The organism is Agromyces sp. NPDC056389, from assembly GCF_042262385.1.
GTDB lineage: Bacteria > Actinomycetota > Actinomycetes > Actinomycetales > Microbacteriaceae > Agromyces.
The window spans coordinates 2,451,609-2,468,209 of the sequence record NZ_JBHJPN010000001.1; the positions used below are offsets into that span (position 1 = coordinate 2,451,609).

Consider the following 16,601-nt stretch of genomic DNA (forward strand, 5'->3'; position numbering starts at 1 on the left):
ACCATGGACACCCCCGACGAACTCGTGATCGTGCCGCACACGCACTGGGATCGCGAGTGGTACGAGCCGCACGACGTGTTCCGACTGCGACTCGTGCACATGGTCGACCGGCTGCTCGGCACGCTCGAGGAGAATCCCGGGTACCGCTTCACCCTCGACGGGCAGGCCGCGGCGATCGACGACTACCTCGAGATCCGGCCGGAGCAGCGCGAGCGCGTCGTCGCGGTGATCGAACGCGGGCAGCTCGCGATCGGCCCGTTCCTCATCCTGCTCGACGAGTTCCTCTGCGACGGCGAGACGATCGTGCGCAACCTCGAGCTCGGCCTCCGGTCGAGTCGGCGACTGGGGCCCGAGATGCGCGTCGGCTACCTGCCCGACATGTTCGGCCACGCCGAGCAGATGCCGCAGCTGCTGCGCGGGTTCGGCCTGCGCGACGCCGCGCTCTGGCGCGGCGTCCCCGCACGGATCGACCGCCACGCGTTCGCCTGGACGGCGCCCGACGGTTCGACGGTGCGCACCGAGTACCTCCTCGACGGCTACGGCAATGCGCTCGACCTCTTCGCCCTGCCCGGCCAGCTGGGCGCACTCGTCGCCGAGTACGGGCAGTCGGTCGCGAGCTGGTACGGATCCGACCCGATCCTCGGCATGCTCGGCACCGACCACAGCGCGCCGCCCGCCGACCTCATGCCGCTCGTCGAGGCGGCGAACGCATCGGGCGGCGCCGTCGGCCTGACCGTCGACACCATCGAGGGGTACGTGAGAACGGTCGCGCCAGAGTGGGCGGCGGGCGACGACGGCGCACTCGCCGACCTGCCGGTCGTCGCAGGGGAGCTCCGGGCGCACACCCGCGGCAACCTCCTGCCGGGCGTCTTCTCGATCCGCACGAACCTCAAGCAGGCGATGGCCGACGCCGAACGCCGGCTCTCCACCGCGGAGCGGCTCGACGCCGCCTTCGGCGCCGACGACCACCGCGCGTTCTTCGACACCGCCTGGTACCGGCTCGTCGAGAGCACCGCGCACGACTCGGTCACCGGTTGCGGGGTCGACGCGACCGCCGTCGAGGTCGAGGGCCGCCTCGCGACGGCGGGTCATGTCGCGCGCGGCGTGATCCTGCGCACGATGGAGCGGCTCGCGGCATCCGTCGCCCCCGACCGTCACGTCGTCGCGAACCCGACCGGCTTCGCACGGCGGGCGCACGTCGAGATCCGCCTGCACGACCCCGAGCGGCTCGAGCTCGGCGACGGCGTGCAGCTGCTCGACGCCCTGCCCGAAGTGCTCGGCGACGAACAGCTCACGACCGCCGAACTGCCGAAGCTGCTGAACCGCATCCACGGCCGCGAGCTCTTCGGCCAGCTCATCAACGCCTGGCACTTCAGCGACGACGGGCTTCGGTTCGAGGTCGCCGAGGCGCCGGTCGGAGACTTCGACCTGGCCGCGTTCACCGAGGAGCTCGAACGGCGCATCGCCTCGGATGCCTCGGGCGAGCGGGTCTGGCGCGTCGAGATCATCGCCGATCCGCGCCGGCGAGCCGTGGTGGGCATCGACGTCGGCGGCATCGGGGTCGCGAGCCTCGACCCCGCGACCGCACGGGCGACGGATGACCAGGTGACGGTGTCGTCCGATTCGCTCTCCAACCGTGCACTGACCGCCACGGTCGACGAGCTCGGTGCCGTGCGCATCGAGGCCGCCGACGGCACGGTGCTGGCCGATGCGCTGCGACTCGTCGACGAGGGCGACCGCGGCGACTCGTACAACTACGGGCCGGTCGACCCGGCATCGGCGGTGACCGACCCGACGTCGGTCGAGGTGACCGTGCTCGAGGCCGGCCCGATCCGCGGCCGCCTGCTCGTGCGCCGCCGCTACGCCGTGCCCGCAGCGCTCGACCCGGTCGACCGGGATCGGCGTGCAGCGGCATCCGTCGACCTCGTCGTCGACACCGTGCTGGAGCTCCGCGAGGGCGAGCCGATGCTGCGCGTGCAGGTCGACTTCGTGAACCCGGCCGCCGATCACCGGCTGCGGGTGCTCGTGCCCACCGGCGTCGCCGCGCTGCCGGGCTCATCGGCAGCCGGTCAGTACGCCGTCACGGAGCGCGGACGTGTCGGCGAAGGGGGTCCGGTCGGCGAGTTCCCGCTTCCCACCTACCCCGTCGCCCGATTCGTGCATGCCGGGCGGGCGAGCGTCATCGTCACGAAGCACTCGGAGTACGAGGTCGTCGACCACCCGCAGGCGGGCGTCGACGCGATCGCGCTCACGCTCGTGCGCGCCGTCGGCATGATGAGCGTCAACGTGCATCCCCTCCGCGACGAGCCCGCCGGCGCCGAGTTCGCCGTGCCGGGCGCGCAGTACCTCGGCACCCGGGTCTCGACCGAGTTCGCGATCCTGCCGTCGGCATCTGGATGGGCCGACTCGGGCGCAGCCCGCTGGGCCGAGCTCGTGCGGGTCGAGCCCGAGGTGGCGCGCGGCACGCGCGGCGGTCCGACCGTCGTCGGCGGCGTCGCCGGTGCCGGCGGAGCGGCCGAGGCATCCGAGCTGCCGACCGCGCCGGTCGTCGAGGTCGCGGGCGACGTCGTGCTCGAGTCGCTGCGCACGACGACGGATGCCGCCGGTGCCCTCGTCGTCGAGGTGCGGTTCGTGAACTACCGGGCCGAGCCGCAGGTGCTCGGCGCCGGGGCATCCGGCCGTTGGGATCGCACCGACCTGGCCGGGGAGGTCGTCGAGCGCGACGTCGATCTCGCCACGACCGTCATCGGAGCGAGCCGTATCGAGACCTTCCGGCAGCGCGTCGCCGACACGCCCCCCGATCACGGGTGACGCCGAGGGGGCCTCGACCCTCTACTGTCAGAACAACCGGACAACTGGAGAATCCATGGCGCAGTCGGAGCATCGCCTCCCCGTCGAGCTGTTCCTCGACCTCGATCGCTCGGGGCCCGTGCCCCTGTACTACCAGATCGCGAGTCGACTCGAGCAGGCGATCCTCGACCAGACGCTGCCCGCGGGTGCGCGCCTCGAGAACGAGGTCGCCCTCGCGGCCCGGCTCGGCCTCTCGCGGCCGACGATCCGGCGCGCCATCCAGGACCTCGTCGACAAGGGACTGCTCGTGCGGCGCCGCGGCATCGGCACGCAGGTCGTGCACGGCAAGGTGACGCGCAACGTCGAGCTCACGAGCCTCTACGAGGACCTCGAACGCTCGGGCCAGAAGCCCGAGACGCGGGTGCTCTCGGTCGAGGTCGTGCCCGCCGACGAGGCGGCGGTCGAGGCGCTCGGGGTCGCCGCCGGTAGTCCGGTGCTCCATGTGCAGCGGCTGCGCAGTGCCGATGGCGTGCCGCTCGCGATCCTCGACAACGTGCTGCCGGAGCAGTTCACCGATCTCGACCGCGAGGCGCTCGAGAAGCACGGGCTGTACCAGCTGCTCCGGGCGCGTGGCGTGACCATGCGCGTCGCGAAGCAGCGCATCGGGGCCAGGGCGGCGACCGCTCGCGAGGCGGAGCTGCTCGACCTGTCGCGCGGCGCGCCGGTGCTCACGATGGCGCGCACCGCCTTCGACAACTCGGGCGTCGCCGTCGAGTTCGGGCAGCACTGCTACCGGCCCGACCGCTACTCGTTCGAGGTCACGCTCGTCGACCGCTGAGCGCGGCCGGTCTCCGGGCGCGGCCGGTCGCCGAGCGCAGCTCGCACGCTCGACTCAGCCGAGCAGCGGTCGCTGCGCCTGCCTGGCCTCCTCGTACTCCGCACGCGCGGCCTGCACGGTCGGCGTCTCGGATGTCTCGGCGACGGGCACGTCCCACCATCCGCCGCCGTCGGGGCCGGCGAGCAGCGGGTCGCTCTCGACATGGATGAGCGTCGAGGTCGGCGACGCCTTCGCGGTCGCCATCGCGCGGCCGAGATCGGCGATGGCATCGGGGCCCGGGGCGATCTCGATGACATCGATGCCGTAGCTGCGCGCGTTGGCGGCGAGGTCGACGGGCAACGGCTCGGTGCCCTGGAAGTTGCGGGTCACCGGGTCGTAGCGGCGGTACCTCGTGCCGAAGCGCTGGCTGCCGACGGACTCGGAGAGGTTGCCGATCGAGGCGTAGCCCTGGTTCTGCACGAGCACGACGATGAGCTTCTGGCCCTCGGCGACCGCGGTCACGAGTTCGGTGTGCAGCATCAGGTACGAGCCGTCGCCGACCATCACGATGACGTCGCGATCGGGCGCGGCGCGACGCACGCCGAGACCGCCCGCGATCTCGTACCCCATGCACGAGAAGGCGTACTCGACGTGGTAGCCGAGCGCGTCGCGGACGCGCCAGAGCCGGTGCAGGTCGCCCGGGAGGGACCCGGCCGCCTGCACCACGACGTCGCGCGGTTCGCTCGCCGCCTGCACGGCTCCGATGATCTCGGCCTGCGCCGGCCGGTCGAGACCCGACGGCACGAACGAGGCGTCGACGACGGCGTTCCACGACTGCTGCTCTGCGGCGACGAGCTCGGACATCGCCGGCGTCACGCGGTACCCCGCGAGCTCGACCTCGAGCGCTTCGAGCGCGGTGCGGGCGTCGGCGATCACGGGCAGTTCGGTGCCGTGCTTGTACGCGTCGAACGGTGCGACGTTGACGTTCACGAACGTGACATCCGGGTGCTGGAAGGCGCTGCGACTCGCCGTCGTGAAGTCGCTGTACCGGGTGCCGATGCCGATGACGACATCGGCCTCCGCGGCGAATCGATTCGCCGCGGTCGTGCCGGTGGCACCCACGCCGCCGAGCGAGGCGGGGTGGTCCCAGGCGATGGCCCCGCCGCCGGCCTGGGTGGTGCCGACCGGGATGCCGGTGGCTTCGACGAGCCGTCGCAGCACCTCCTCGGCGCCCGAGTAGATCACCCCGCCGCCCGCGATGATCATGGGCGAGCGGGCCGCGCGGATGGCGGCGACCGCTCGGGCGAGCGGACCGGGTTCGGGGAGCGGCCGCCGCACGTGCCACTCCCGGTCGGCGAGGAAGGCGAGCGGCACGTCGAGCGCCTCGGCCTGCACGTCTTCGGGCAGTGCGATCGTGACGGCCCCGGTCTCCGCGGGGTCGGTCAGCACGCGCATGGCGCCGAGCGCGATCGAGAAGAGCTGCTCGGGCCGTTCGACGCGGTCGAAGAAGCGCGACAGCGGACGGAAGGCGTCGGTGACCTGCAGGCTCGGGTCGTGGGGCAGCTCGAGCTGCTGCAGCACCGGGTCGGCGACGCGGGTGGCGAAGGTGTCGCTCGGCAGCAGCAGCGCGGGCAGTCGGTTGCTCGTCGCGAGTGCGGCACCCGTCAGCATGTTCGCCGCGCCGGGGCCGACCGACGCGGTGCTCGCGAAGGTCGCGCGGCGGCGGCGCATGCGGGCGAAGCCCACCGACTGGTGCACCATCGCCTGCTCGTTGCGCGCCTGGTGGTACGGCATGAGATCGGGCGACGAGGCGTTCGACTCCATGAGGGCCTGCCCGAGTCCGGCGACGTTGCCGTGGCCGAAGATGCCGAACATGCCGGGAATCGTGCGCTCGCGGATCTCGCCGTCGACGGTCCATTGGCGGGCGAGGAACTCGACGAGCGCTTGCCCGACGGTCATGCGTCTGGTCATCGGGTTCCGGCTCACGGGCGAGCTCCATTCGTCGTGCGGATGTAGGGCAGGCGGTCGTCGGCCGCCTCGTGCTGCCAGGCCTCGCGCACCCACTCGTGCGCCGGTTCGTCGGTGATGCGCCAGACCCGATCGCCGGGCCCCGCCATGACGTTGAGGTAGTAGAGGTCGTGGGTCGGCGGCGCCACGGCGGGGCCGTGGAATCCGCCGGGGACGAGGGCGGTGTCGCCGCTGCGCACCCGTTCGTCGAGCTCGATCTCGGTCGCCGCCGACGACGCGGCGGCGAAGAGGGCGTACGGGTCGGCCCCGGCCCCGCTTGCGGCGTCGGGTGCGCCCGGTGCCGGCGCGAGCTCGAAGTAGTAGATCTCCTCGAGCCGCGACTCGCGGCCCGGCAGCTCCTCGTCGTGCTTGTGCGGCGGGTAGCTCGACCAGTTGCCGGCCGGGGTGATGACCTCGCACACGATGAGCCGCTCGGCGTCGAGCACCGCAGGCGTCCCGAGGTCGTGCACCTGCCGGCTCGCGCGGCCGCGGCCGCGGAGTTCGACGGGCACCTCGTCGCGGCCGATGCGCCGAAGCGGATGCCGCGTGGTTGCCGGCGCCTCCGCCACCGCGACTCGGCTCGAGCCGGGGCCGTCGCCGTTGCCGTTGCCGTTGCCGTTGCCGTTGCCGCTGAGGGTCGCGCTCGCCCCCGGGGGCAGGTACAGGCAATCGGTCGGACCGTCGAAGATGGAGGCGCGACCTTCGAGTTCGACCTCGTGCACCGCGCCGTCTTCGGTGATCGCGCGCACGAGGCATCCGCCCTCGAGGGGCACGATGAGGCGCTCGACCTCGCCGGCGGGGAGCTCGAGCTCTCGACCGCGGAGGTCCGCCGTGCGGAGCCCGGTGTGCTGCCAGCCGTCGAGGGATGCGTCGACCACGACGTCCCAGCCGTCTCGGGCGAGGCTCGCCCGGGGATGGAACCAGGTCTCACGGCCGGTCGCCGTCGTCCGCTCCGTCACGGATGCTCCTTCGGTCTCGTCGGTCAGCCGGCGTGCACGAGCGCCGCAGCGGTGTCGACGGCTCGTGCAACGTCGCCGTCGGGAGGATAGACGAGCGTGCGCCCGACCACGAGCCCGCGCACGCCGGGCAGTGCGAGTGCGCGCTGCCAGCTCGCGTAGGTGGCCTCGGGGTCGCCGCCGCGCTCGCCGCCGAGGAGGAGCGTCGGCAGGGTCGTCGCCGCCATCACCCGTTCCATCTCGTCGACGACGGGGAGCTTCAACCAGGTGTAGGCCGAGCTCGTGCCGAGCCCCGACGCGATCGCGACGGAGGTGATCACGGCATCGGCGGTGAGGTCGTTGACGACGCCGGTCGCGCCGTGCGTGCTCATGAACGGCTCGATCATGATCGGCACGCCGGCCGCGGCGGCCGCGGTCACGGCTGCCGCGCAGGCCTCGATCGTCGCGATCGAGCCCGCATCCTGCAGGTTGATGCGCAGCAGGGCCTTGGCGAAGTCGAGCCGGTCGCGCACGATGCCGTCGATGTCGTAGCCGGTGAACCGGTCGTCCATCTCGAAGCTCGAGCCGCGCAGCCCCCCGCGGTTCATCGACCCGACAACGACCTTGCCGTCGAGTGCGCCGAGCAGTGCGAGGTCGTCGATGATGTCGGGAGTCGCGAGCACGCCGTCGACACCCGGACGACTGAGTGCGAGGGCGAGGCGGTCGAGCAGCTCGTACCGGTCGGCCATCGCCATCGGCTCGTCGCCGACGCCGAGTGCTCCCCGGGCCGGGTGGTCGGCGGCGATGATGAAGAGCCGGCCGTTGTCGCCGAGCACCGGCCGTCGGGTTCGCGCGGCGAGCCCTTCGGCGATGGCCGTCGGGTCGACGGCACGGCGATCGCGGAGTCGGGCGAACCGCTCGTCGTCGAGGAATCGCAGAGGAGCTTCAGGATGCATCGACGTCTCCTTCGTCGCGCCCGTGCCGGGCACCCGGAGCACCCGCGGTGACCGGTTCGTGCGTGGCCGGGTCGATGCCGTCGAAGCCCCCGAGGCCGCGCTCGCCGGCAAGGCTGGCGACCTCGGCGCTCGTCGGCATCGCCGTCGAGCACTCCCGTCGGGTGGCCACGATCGCGCCCGCGACGTTCGCGAAGGTGAGGATGCGTTCGAGCGACCATCCAGCAAGGAGGCCGTGGCAGAACGCACCGCCGAAGCCGTCACCCGCTCCGAGCCCGTTGACGACCTGCACCGCGAGCGCGGGCAGCTCGACGGTCTCTTCACGCGTCTTCGCGAGCACGCCGACCGGGCCGCGCTTGACGACGGCGATCTCGACGCCGCGGTCGAGCAGCGCATCGGCGGCCCGGTACGGATCGCGTTCGCCGACGGCGACCTCGCACTCGTCGAGGTTGCCGATGGCGATCGTGACCGAGTCGAGGGCTGCCGAGGCCTCGCGACGCGCATCGTCGACGGAGCTCCAGAACATCGGCCGGTAGTCGAGGTCGAGCACGGTGCCGGGGCGACGGCCCCGCGCGGCCCACGCGGCGTGGTGGGCGCCGCGGCTCGGCTCCTCGCTCAGCCCCGTGACCGTCGACCAGTAGACCGCGGCGGAGCGGATGTCGTCGAGCGGCAGGCTCTCGACCGTGATCTCGAGGTCGGGCGCCTTGGGCTTGCGGTAGAAGGTGATCGGGAAGTCGTCGGGAGGGAAGATCTCGCAGAAGGTGAGGGGCGTCAGGAGCTCGGGCTCGGTTCCCACGAACCGGGGGTCGACCCCGAATCCGTCGAGCTCCCGCCGGATGTACCGGCCGAACGCGTCGTCGCCGGTGCGGGTGACGACCGCGCTGCGCCGCCCATGGCGTGCCGCTGCGATCGCGACGTTCGTGGCGCTGCCGCCGACCGACTTGGTGAACGTGTCGACGTCTTCGAGGTGCACGCCGTCACGCGTCGGGTAGAGATCGATGCCCACGCGTCCGATGGTGATGACGTCGAATGGCGATGCTGTCGTGATGGTCATACTGCGTCGTACAACTTTCTGCCGGTGCCGTGGGCGATTGCCCTCAGTTTACACAGAATGTCCTGACAAAGTAGTGCCATCCGCGATCGAGCGGATGCCGCGTGGCGTGCGCCGCGGCATCCGCTCGACCGAACTCAGCCGACCGTGCTCAGCTCGCCGGCGTGATGTTGTGGTTCCGACGGAACACGTTGCCCGGGTCGACCTGCGCCTTGATGCGGCGCAGGCGCTCGAGCGTCGCGGGCGGGTACATCGCCGCCGTGACCTCGTCGCCGTACTCGACCGAGAAGTTGCCGTAGGTGCCGCTCGTGAACGCGAGGGCGGCATCGCTGCCCGCCTTCACGGCAGCGAGCTGCTCGGGCGAGGCGTCGGAGGCGAGCACGCCGTTGACGATGAGCAGCGCCTCGGCATCGCGGTGGGCGATCGCCGTCGCGTCGGGCGCGACGCGGGAGAACGCGCCGCCGAGCGCGCGGAGCAGCACCATCGTCGGCACCTCGCGGGCGTACGCGGCCGCGACCGCGTCGAGCGCCGCGTCGGACACCTCTGGCACGAAGCCGTTGCCGCCCACGAACAGGAACGGCGGGCGACCGGGCGGGGCGTCTTCGAGCAGGTCGCCATAGGAGGTCGGGGCGAGCGACACCTCGACGACCGAGGGCAGCGCGAGCAGCGGGGCGAGGAGCTCGCGGAGCTGCGCCTCGGTGCCCTGCAGGGCGACGCCGAGCTGCGGGCCGCCGGGCATCTCGGGTCCGAACGGCGGCAGCAGCATGAGCGACGAGTTCAGCTCGTCGGGTCCGGCGCGCATGACGTCGCGCCACGCGCGGAGCACCGCGGGCACGTCGGAGCGGTCGAATCGCACGAGTCCGCCCACGAGTCCGTCTGCGGGGATCGCCTGGAAGACGAACCGAGTCGCCACGCCGAAGTTGCCGCCGCCGCCGCGCACCGCCCAGTAGAGCTCGGGGTGCGAGGTCTCGTTCACGGTCAGCACCTCGCCCGCAGCGGTCACGAGCTCGACCTCGCGCAGTGCGTCGATGGCGAGGCCCTGCCCGCGCACGAGCCAGCCGATGCCGCCGCCGAGGGCGAGGCCGCCCACGCCGACGTCGCGGGTGTCGCCCGAGCTGATGCCGAGCCCGCGCGGCGCGAGGGCCGCGGCGACGTCGCCCCATCGGGCGCCGCCGCCGACGGAGACGAGACCGTCGTCTGAGACCTCGATCGCGGTGAACTCGGCGAGGTCGACGACGAGGCCGCCCTCGACGGGGAGGAGCCCGTGGCCGCCGCTGCGCACGGCGATCGGCATTCCGGCCGCCGCGGCGAGGCCGACGGCCGCCGCGACCTCGTCGACGGTGTGCGGCCGAACGACCGCGTCGGGTTCGCCGACGCCGGCGAAGACGGTGCGGCCGGCGTCGTATTCTGATGCGCCGGGACCATGGGCCCGACCTGGGATTCGCTCACTCAATTCGGAGAGAAGAGACATTTCTGCAGTCTTGCAGCGGCATGCGACATCCGGAACGGTGCTCGCTCAGCGCTGAATCGGTGCGTTCGCATGCACCGATGCGAGCGTCGGCGGAGCGGCGTACGGTGTCGCGCATGACCTTCAACGACGGCCTCGTCACCGCCAACCTGTCGATCTCGCTCGACGGCTACGTCGCCGGTCCGAACCAGACCCTCGCCGACCCCCTCGGCGCGGGCGGCGAGGACCTGCACCGATGGATGTTCGAGCAGCCCGACGAGAATGCCGCGATCGTCGAGCAGATCCTCGCGCCGCGGGCGTACATCATGGGCCGCAACATGTTCGGGCCGATCCGCGGCGAGTGGACCGATGAGGAGTGGAAGGGCTGGTGGGGCGACGACCCGCCGTACCACGGGCCGGTCTACGTGCTCACGCATCACGCGCACGAGCCGATCCCGATGGAGGGCGGCACGACGTTCCACTTCGTCACGACCGGCATCGACGACGCGCTCGCGCAGGCGAGGGCCGCGGTCGGCGACGGGCGCATCTCGATCGCGGGCGGCGCGAGCACCGTGCGGCAGTACCTCGCCGCCGGCCTCATCGATCGCATCATCGTCACGATCTCGCCGATGATGCTCGGCGGCGGCGAACGCCTCTTCGACGGCATCGACGACCCCGGCCTCACGCCGGTCGAGGTGCTGAACACGCCGCTCGCGACGCACATCACCTACGAGCGGCGCTGACGGCGCGGTGAGCGGATGCCGCGGCATCCGCTCACTCGGGGCTCACTCGCCGCTCGGGTGCGCGCCCGCCGCGTCGATGACCCACGCGTACGCGAAGGCGCGCTCGCGCCAGGCGGAGTACCGGCCCGACACTCCGCCGTGGCCGGCCGCCATCTCGATCTTCAGCAGCGGGTCGGCGCCGACGTCGCGCAGCTTCGCGACCCACTTCGCCGGCTCGACGTAGAGCACGCGGGTGTCGTTCAGCGAGGTCACCGCGAGAATCGGCGGGTAGTGGTTCCTGTGCACGTTCTCGATGGGGGAGTACGACTTCATGTAGGAGTAGACCTCCTCGTCGTCGAGCGGGTTGCCCCACTCGTCCCACTCGATGACCGTGAGCGGCAGCGACGGGTCGAGGATCGAGGTCAGCGGGTCGACGAACGGCACCTCGGCGAGGAAGCCCGAGAAGTACTTCGGCGCGAGGTTCGCGACGGCCCCGATGAGGAGGCCGCCGGCGCTGCCGCCCTGGGCGACGAGCCGGTCGGGCGCCGTGATGTCCTCGTCGATGAGATGGCGGGCGACCGCGGCGAAATCGGTGAAGGTGTTGCGCTTCTCGAGCTTCTTGCCGTGCTCGTACCAGAGCCGGCCCATCTCGCCGCCGCCGCGCACGTGCGCCACGGCGAAGATCATGCCGCGGTCGAGCAGCGACAGGCGGGGGATGCCGAAGCCGGGGTCGATCGAGTGCTCGTACGAGCCGTAGCCGTAGAGCAGGGTCGGTGCGGGCGTGCCGAGGTCGACGAGGTCGTGCCGGTACACGAGCGAGACGGGGATGCGCGTGCCGTCGTCGGCCGTCGCCCACTCGCGGCGCTGCGAGTAACGGGTCGCGTCGTAGTCGCCGAGCACGGCCTGGCGCTTGCGGAGCCGCCGCTCGCCGGTCGCGACGACGACGTCGTACACGGTCGAGGGCGTCACGAAGCTCGTGTACCCGATGCGGAGCGTGGGCTGCGCCCAGTCGGGGTTGCCCGAGAGGCCCACCGAGAAGAGCGCCTCGTCGAAGGCGAGCTCGTGCAGCGTGTCGTCGGGCGTCGCCCCGGCGGGCAGGCCGGCGGGCGGCACCTTCGCGACCGCGACGCGCGGCAGCCCCTCGCGCCGGTACTCGACGGCGACGAAGTCGCGGAACGCGTCGACCCCCTCGAGGCGCACGGCGGGGTCGTGCGGCAACAGCATGCGGCGCTCGCCCTGCGGGTCGGATGCCGCGACGCTCACGAGCTCGAAGTTCACGGCCTCGTCGTTGTGCACGATGAGCAGGCGGTCCTTGCCGCCCGCGACGACGTGCTCGACGTCGTACTCCACGCCGTCCTTGCGCGGCCAGACCACCGAGAACGAGCCCGTCGGCTCAGCGGCGTCGAGCAGCCAGGTCTCGCTCGTGACGTTGGAGCCCGCCTCGATGACGAGGAAGCTGCGACTGCGGGTCACGCCGACCCCGAGCCAGAAGCGCTCGTCGGGTTCGGTGAAGACCGAGACGTCGTCGGATGCCGCGGTGCCGATCTCGTGCCGCCAGATGGTGTCGGGCCGCCACGACTCGTCGACCGTCGCGTAGAAGACGTAGCGCCCGCTGGGGTCGAAGGTCGCACCGCTCGAGGTGCCCTCGATGACGTCGTCGTACTCGCGACCCGAGCCGTCGAGCGCGCGCAACCGGATCGTGTACCGCTCGTCGCCCTCGACGTCGGTCGCGTAGAGCAGGGTCGACCCGTCGGCGGTGACGTCGAAGCTGCCGAGCGAGTAGAAGTCGTGCCCCTCGGCCTCGGCGTTGTCGTCGAGCAGCACCTGCTCGCCGGGCAGGGGCGAGCCGGAGTCATCCGTCGCCGGGGGTTCCCAGTCGTCGGCGCCGGCGGCGGGCACCCGGCAGTGGATGCCGTACTCTCGGCCCTCGACGGTGCGGGTGTAGTACCACCAGTCGCCCTCGCGGGTGGGCACGCTGAGATCGGTCTCCTTCGTGCGGGTCGTGATCTCCTCGAAGACCTGCTCCTGCAGGATCGCGAGGTGCTCGGTCCTCGCCTTCGTGTAGGCGTTCTCCTCGTGCAGGTGCGCGAGCACCTCGGGATCGTCCTTCTCGCGCAGCCACTCGTAGTCGTCGACGACGACGTCGCCGTGGTGCACGCGTTCGATGGGTCGCTTGTCGGTCTTCGGCGGAGTCAGCACGTTCCCACGCTACGCCCCCGAGCCGGGCCGGTGTCGACCGCCGACGAAAACCGCGTTCAGCACGGGAATCGGGCGCCATGATCGGGGTTCGCGGGATCGGGAGACTTAGGTTAGCCTTAGCTCAATCCACTCCGTTCGTACCGGGAGACGCGCGTGCTCGCCAACTACCTGATCGGCCTTCGCGAAGGCCTCGAGGCAGGGCTCATCGTCGGCATCCTCATCGCCTACCTCGGCAAGATCGGCCGCCGCGACCTCTTCGGCCGCCTCTGGTTCGGCATCGGCATCGCGGTCGCCGTCTCGCTCGGCGTCGGCGCGCTCCTCACCTGGGGCCCGTACGCGATGACCTTCCAGGCGCAGGAGGTGCTCGGCGGCGTGCTCTCGCTCGTCGCGGTCGCGCTCGTCACCTGGATGATCTTCTGGATGGGCACGCACGGCGCCGGCCTCTCGAAGGAGCTGCGCGGCCAGGTCGATGCCGCGGTCGACCGCTCGTGGTTCGCGATCGTGCTGCTCGGCGCGCTCGCCGTCGGCCGAGAGGGCATCGAGACCGCCCTCTTCGTCTGGGCCAACGTGTCGGGCGGCAACGACCCCGTGCTCGGCACCGTCGGGGCGCTGCTCGGCATCGTCACCGCGATCGTCATCTCGTGGGGCATCTCGCGCGGCCTCGTGCGCATCAACCTCTCGAAGTTCTTCACCTGGACCGGGCTCTTCCTCATCCTCGTCGCCGCCGGCGTGCTCGTGTACGGCATCGGCGACCTGCAGGAGGCGTCGGTCATCCCCGGCTGGGGCACTCATGCGTTCAGCCTCGTCGAGCTCGTGCCGCCGGGCAGCTGGTACGGCACGCTCCTCGCCGGCATCTTCAACTTCACCCCCGAGCCGACCTGGGCGCAGGTCATCGGGTGGGTGCTCTACGTCGCCATCACGACGACGCTCTACCTCGGCATGCTGCACCGCCGGCGCCGGCCGTCGCCCGCGGCGGCTGCGGCCCCCGCCTCGCCCACGACCACACCCGCTGCGGCGAACTGACCAACGATCACCCCCCGTCTCACCCCACCTCGAATCCAGGAGCCTTCATGACCCGACGCGCCCTCGCGGCATCCGCTGCCGCGACCGCACTCGCGCTCGCCCTCACCGGCTGCGTCGCGAAAGCCGACCTCGCCGCCGCGATCGCCGTCGACATCACCGACGACGGATGCGCCGTGGCCGCCGCCACCGCGCCCGCGGGTGCAGTGACATTCGCGCTCGCCAACAACGGCACCGACGTGAACGAGTTCGAGATCCTCGCCGACGACCAGCTGCGCATCGTGGGCGAGAAGGAGAACGTCACTCCCGGACAGGAGATCGACTTCACCGCGCAGCTCGAGCCGGGCACCTACTACACGGCGTGCAAGTTCCAGCAGGTCGGTGCCCCGATCGGCCTCGCCGAGTTCACGGTGACGGGCGAGGCCTCCGCGGTGTCGGCCGACGAGCAGGCGCTCAGCGACCAGGCCGTCACCGAGTACCTCGCCTACGTGCGGTCGCAGTCGGCCGAGCTGCTGCCGCTCGTCGAGGCCTTCGCCGCGGCCTACGCCGCCGGTGACGACGAGACCGCCCGCTCGCTCTTCGCCGCGACCCGCGTGCCCTACGAGCGCATCGAGCCGACGGCCGAGGCGTTCGGCGACCTCGACCCGAAGATCGACTTCCGCGAGGTCGACGCCGTGGCCGACGGCCTCGAGTGGACCGGCTTCCACCGCATCGAGAAGGACCTCTGGCCGCCGGCGGCAGGTGACCTGAACTCCGACGGGCAGGACGCCCTGAAGGACTGGGCGCCGTCGACGCCCGAGGAGCGCCGGGCCTACGCCGACGGCCTCGTCGCGGATGTCACGGAGCTCCACGACCTCGTGACCGCGAAGGACTTCACCGTCTCGCTCGCCGACATCTCGAACGGCGCGATCGCCCTGCTCGACGAGGTCGCATCCGGCAAGATCACGGGTGAGGAGGACTGGTGGTCGGGTACCGACCTCTCGGACTTCGCCGCCAACGTGCAGGGCGCCGGCGTCGCGTTCGGCGCGGTGCGCGCGCTCGCCGAGTCGAAGGGCGACGAGGGTGCGGCCCTCGCCACCGAGATCGACGAGCAGTTCACGGCCCTCGAGGCCGCGCTCGCCGAGTACGGCTCCCTCGAGTCGGGCTTCGTCGACTACGGGACCCTCACCGACGCCGACAAGAAGACGCTCAGCGACGAGGTCAACGCGCTCGCCGAGCCGCTCTCGCAGCTCACCGCAACGGTGCTCGGGGTCTGATGAACGAATCCCGCTCGACGGCCGGTGACGCGCAGGGCGCGCCGCCGGCCGAGGTGCACCCCGACGCCGAGCCCGGGGCCGAGCCCGGGGCCGGGGCCGGTTCCGCGGCCGATGACGGCGTGGCGTCCGCCTCGGGTGTCAGCCGTCGCCAGCTCTTCGGCTTCCTCGGTGCGGGCGCGGCCGGTGCCGTCGTCGGCGCAGCCGCCGGTGCCGGCGTCGCGGTCGCCGCGACCGGCGGGGCGGATGCCTCGGGCTCCGCGGCATCCGTGTACCCGTACTTCGGTACGCACCAGGCCGGTATCGTGACGCCCGCACAGGACCGCCTGCACTTCGCGGCCTTCGATGTCGCTGAGACGCTCGACCGAGACGGCCTGATCGCACTGCTCACGGAGTGGACGGATGCAGCGGCTCGCCTGACCCAGGGCCTCGAGGTCGCCGAGGGCGGTGCCGTCGGCGGCTCGGACTACGCGCCGCCGGTCGACACCGGTGAAGCGCTCGGCCTGCCCGCGAGCGGGCTCACGATCACCTTCGGATTCGGCCCGGGGCTCTTCGCCGACGCCGCGGGCGCCGACCGCTTCGGCATCGCCACCCGGCGGCCCGAGCTGCTCGAGCCGCTGCCGCGGTTCCAGGGCGACGCGCTCGTGCCCGAGATCTCGGGCGGCGATCTCTGCGTCCAGGCGTGCGCCGACGACCCGCAGGTCGCCGTGCACGCGATCCGCAACCTCAGCCGCATCGCGTTCGGCCGGGCGAGCCTGCGCTGGTCGCAGCTCGGCTTCGGTCGCACCTCGTCGACCTCGACGACGCAGGCGACACCCCGCAACCTCTTCGGCTTCAAGGACGGCACCGCGAACGTCAAGGCCGAAGAGACTGCAACAGTCGACGAGCAGATCTGGGTGGGCGGGGGCGACGAGCCCGCGTGGCTCGAAGGCGGCTCCTACCTCGTGGCGCGTCGCATCCGCATGATCATCGAGAACTGGGACCGCGTGCAGCTCGGCGAGCAGGAGATGCTCGTGGGGCGGTCGAAGGGCGAGGGCGCGCCGCTCTCGGGCGGCACCGAGTTCACCGAGCCCGACTTCGAGAAGACCGGTGCGACGGATGCCCCGCTCATCGACCCCAACGCGCACGTGCGACTCGCCCACCCGACGACGAACGGCGGCGCACGTATGCTCCGCAGGGGATACAACTTCGTCGACGGCAACGACTCGCTCGGGCGGCTCGACGCCGGGCTCTTCTTCCTGTCGTTCCAACGCTCGCCGCAGCAATTCATCGACGTGCAGCGGAGTCTCGCGAGCGACGGGCTGAACGAGTACCTGAAGCACGTGGGCTCGGCCATCTTCGCCGTGCCGGGCGGCGTCGCCGAGGGCGAGTTCGTCGGTCAGGCGCTCTTCGCCTGAGGCCCGGCGG

The 16,601-nt window shown here is 71.8% G+C and carries 12 protein-coding genes; 6 read left to right on the forward strand and 6 right to left on the reverse strand.

Translation table 11 applies throughout. The features are described 5' to 3' along the window. Positions 1-3: 3 nt before the first annotated feature. Positions 4-2,811 carry a hypothetical protein gene (locus ACFCVM_RS11490; protein ID WP_375836300.1) on the forward strand — a complete coding sequence of 936 codons (2,808 nt, stop codon included), beginning with the start codon at positions 4-6 and terminating at the stop codon, positions 2,809-2,811. A gap of 55 nt (positions 2,812-2,866) precedes the next feature. Beyond that, positions 2,867-3,628 carry a GntR family transcriptional regulator gene (locus ACFCVM_RS11495; protein WP_375836301.1) on the forward strand — a complete coding sequence of 254 codons (762 nt, stop codon included), beginning with the start codon at positions 2,867-2,869 and terminating at the stop codon, positions 3,626-3,628. Positions 3,629-3,682: 54 nt separating this feature from the next. Here the strand turns inward: ACFCVM_RS11495 and iolD are convergent, their stop codons facing one another. From iolD to ACFCVM_RS11520, 5 genes are all read right to left on the reverse strand, one after another. Further along, positions 3,683-5,578, reverse strand: a complete 1,896-nt coding sequence (iolD, locus tag ACFCVM_RS11500) for a 3D-(3,5/4)-trihydroxycyclohexane-1,2-dione acylhydrolase (decyclizing) (RefSeq protein ID WP_375836302.1) — start codon at positions 5,576-5,578, stop codon at positions 3,683-3,685. Between the two features lie 11 nt (positions 5,579-5,589). Beyond that, positions 5,590-6,573 carry a 5-deoxy-glucuronate isomerase gene (iolB, locus tag ACFCVM_RS11505; protein ID WP_375836303.1) on the reverse strand — a complete coding sequence of 328 codons (984 nt, stop codon included), beginning with the start codon at positions 6,571-6,573 and terminating at the stop codon, positions 5,590-5,592. Between the two features lie 23 nt (positions 6,574-6,596). Then, positions 6,597-7,505: a class I fructose-bisphosphate aldolase gene (locus tag ACFCVM_RS11510; RefSeq protein ID WP_375836305.1), complete on the reverse strand. Its 909-nt coding sequence runs from the start codon at positions 7,503-7,505 to the stop codon at positions 6,597-6,599. Next, the gene (iolC, locus tag ACFCVM_RS11515; protein WP_375836306.1) at positions 7,495-8,556 is read right to left on the reverse strand and encodes a 5-dehydro-2-deoxygluconokinase; all 1,062 of its coding nucleotides are present in this window, start codon (positions 8,554-8,556) and stop codon (positions 7,495-7,497) included. The genes ACFCVM_RS11510 and iolC overlap by 11 nt, the downstream gene beginning before the upstream one ends. Before the next feature lie 148 nt (positions 8,557-8,704). Further along, the gene (locus tag ACFCVM_RS11520) at positions 8,705-10,024 is read right to left on the reverse strand and encodes an FAD-binding oxidoreductase (RefSeq protein WP_375836307.1); all 1,320 of its coding nucleotides are present in this window, start codon (positions 10,022-10,024) and stop codon (positions 8,705-8,707) included. Positions 10,025-10,137: 113 nt separating this feature from the next. Here ACFCVM_RS11520 and ACFCVM_RS11525 point away from each other — a divergent pair, with 113 nt between their 5' ends. After that, positions 10,138-10,743 (forward strand): dihydrofolate reductase family protein, encoded by a 606-nt coding sequence (locus tag ACFCVM_RS11525; protein WP_375836308.1) that lies wholly within the window; start codon positions 10,138-10,140, stop codon positions 10,741-10,743. Between the two features lie 42 nt (positions 10,744-10,785). Here the strand turns inward: ACFCVM_RS11525 and ACFCVM_RS11530 are convergent, their stop codons facing one another. Then, positions 10,786-12,921: a S9 family peptidase gene (locus ACFCVM_RS11530; RefSeq protein WP_375836309.1), complete on the reverse strand. Its 2,136-nt coding sequence runs from the start codon at positions 12,919-12,921 to the stop codon at positions 10,786-10,788. A gap of 153 nt (positions 12,922-13,074) precedes the next feature. Between ACFCVM_RS11530 and efeU the strand changes: the two genes are divergently transcribed. Genes efeU through efeB form a run of 3 tightly spaced genes read left to right on the forward strand, consistent with a single transcriptional unit; the run spans position 13,075 to position 16,591 of the window. Further along, a complete protein-coding gene (efeU, locus tag ACFCVM_RS11535) occupies positions 13,075-13,944 on the forward strand; it encodes an iron uptake transporter permease EfeU (RefSeq protein ID WP_375836310.1) in 870 nt (289 codons plus the stop codon). 47 nt (positions 13,945-13,991) lie between these two features. Next, the gene (gene efeO, locus ACFCVM_RS11540) at positions 13,992-15,197 is read left to right on the forward strand and encodes an iron uptake system protein EfeO (RefSeq protein ID WP_375836311.1); all 1,206 of its coding nucleotides are present in this window, start codon (positions 13,992-13,994) and stop codon (positions 15,195-15,197) included. Then, on the forward strand, positions 15,197-16,591 hold the full coding sequence (gene efeB, locus ACFCVM_RS11545) for an iron uptake transporter deferrochelatase/peroxidase subunit (protein ID WP_375836312.1): 1,395 nt from the start codon (positions 15,197-15,199) through the stop codon (positions 16,589-16,591). Before efeO ends, efeB begins: the two co-directional genes overlap by 1 nt. Positions 16,592-16,601: the final 10 nt, after the last annotated feature.

Bases quoted from the DNA above. Each gene is read 5' to 3' on its own strand.
- efeB (WP_375836312.1), top strand. From the start codon at position 15,197: ATGAACGAATCCCGCTCGACGGCCGGTGACGCGCAGGGCGCGCCGCCG.
- iolD (WP_375836302.1), bottom strand. From the start codon at position 5,578: ATGACCAGACGCATGACCGTCGGGCAAGCGCTCGTCGAGTTCCTCGCC.
- ACFCVM_RS11510 (WP_375836305.1), bottom strand. From the start codon at position 7,505: ATGCATCCTGAAGCTCCTCTGCGATTCCTCGACGACGAGCGGTTCGCC.
- ACFCVM_RS11490 (WP_375836300.1), top strand. From the start codon at position 4: ATGGACACCCCCGACGAACTCGTGATCGTGCCGCACACGCACTGGGAT.
- iolC (WP_375836306.1), bottom strand. From the start codon at position 8,556: ATGACCATCACGACAGCATCGCCATTCGACGTCATCACCATCGGACGC.
- efeO (WP_375836311.1), top strand. From the start codon at position 13,992: ATGACCCGACGCGCCCTCGCGGCATCCGCTGCCGCGACCGCACTCGCG.
- ACFCVM_RS11495 (WP_375836301.1), top strand. From the start codon at position 2,867: ATGGCGCAGTCGGAGCATCGCCTCCCCGTCGAGCTGTTCCTCGACCTC.
- ACFCVM_RS11520 (WP_375836307.1), bottom strand. From the start codon at position 10,024: ATGTCTCTTCTCTCCGAATTGAGTGAGCGAATCCCAGGTCGGGCCCAT.
- ACFCVM_RS11525 (WP_375836308.1), top strand. From the start codon at position 10,138: ATGACCTTCAACGACGGCCTCGTCACCGCCAACCTGTCGATCTCGCTC.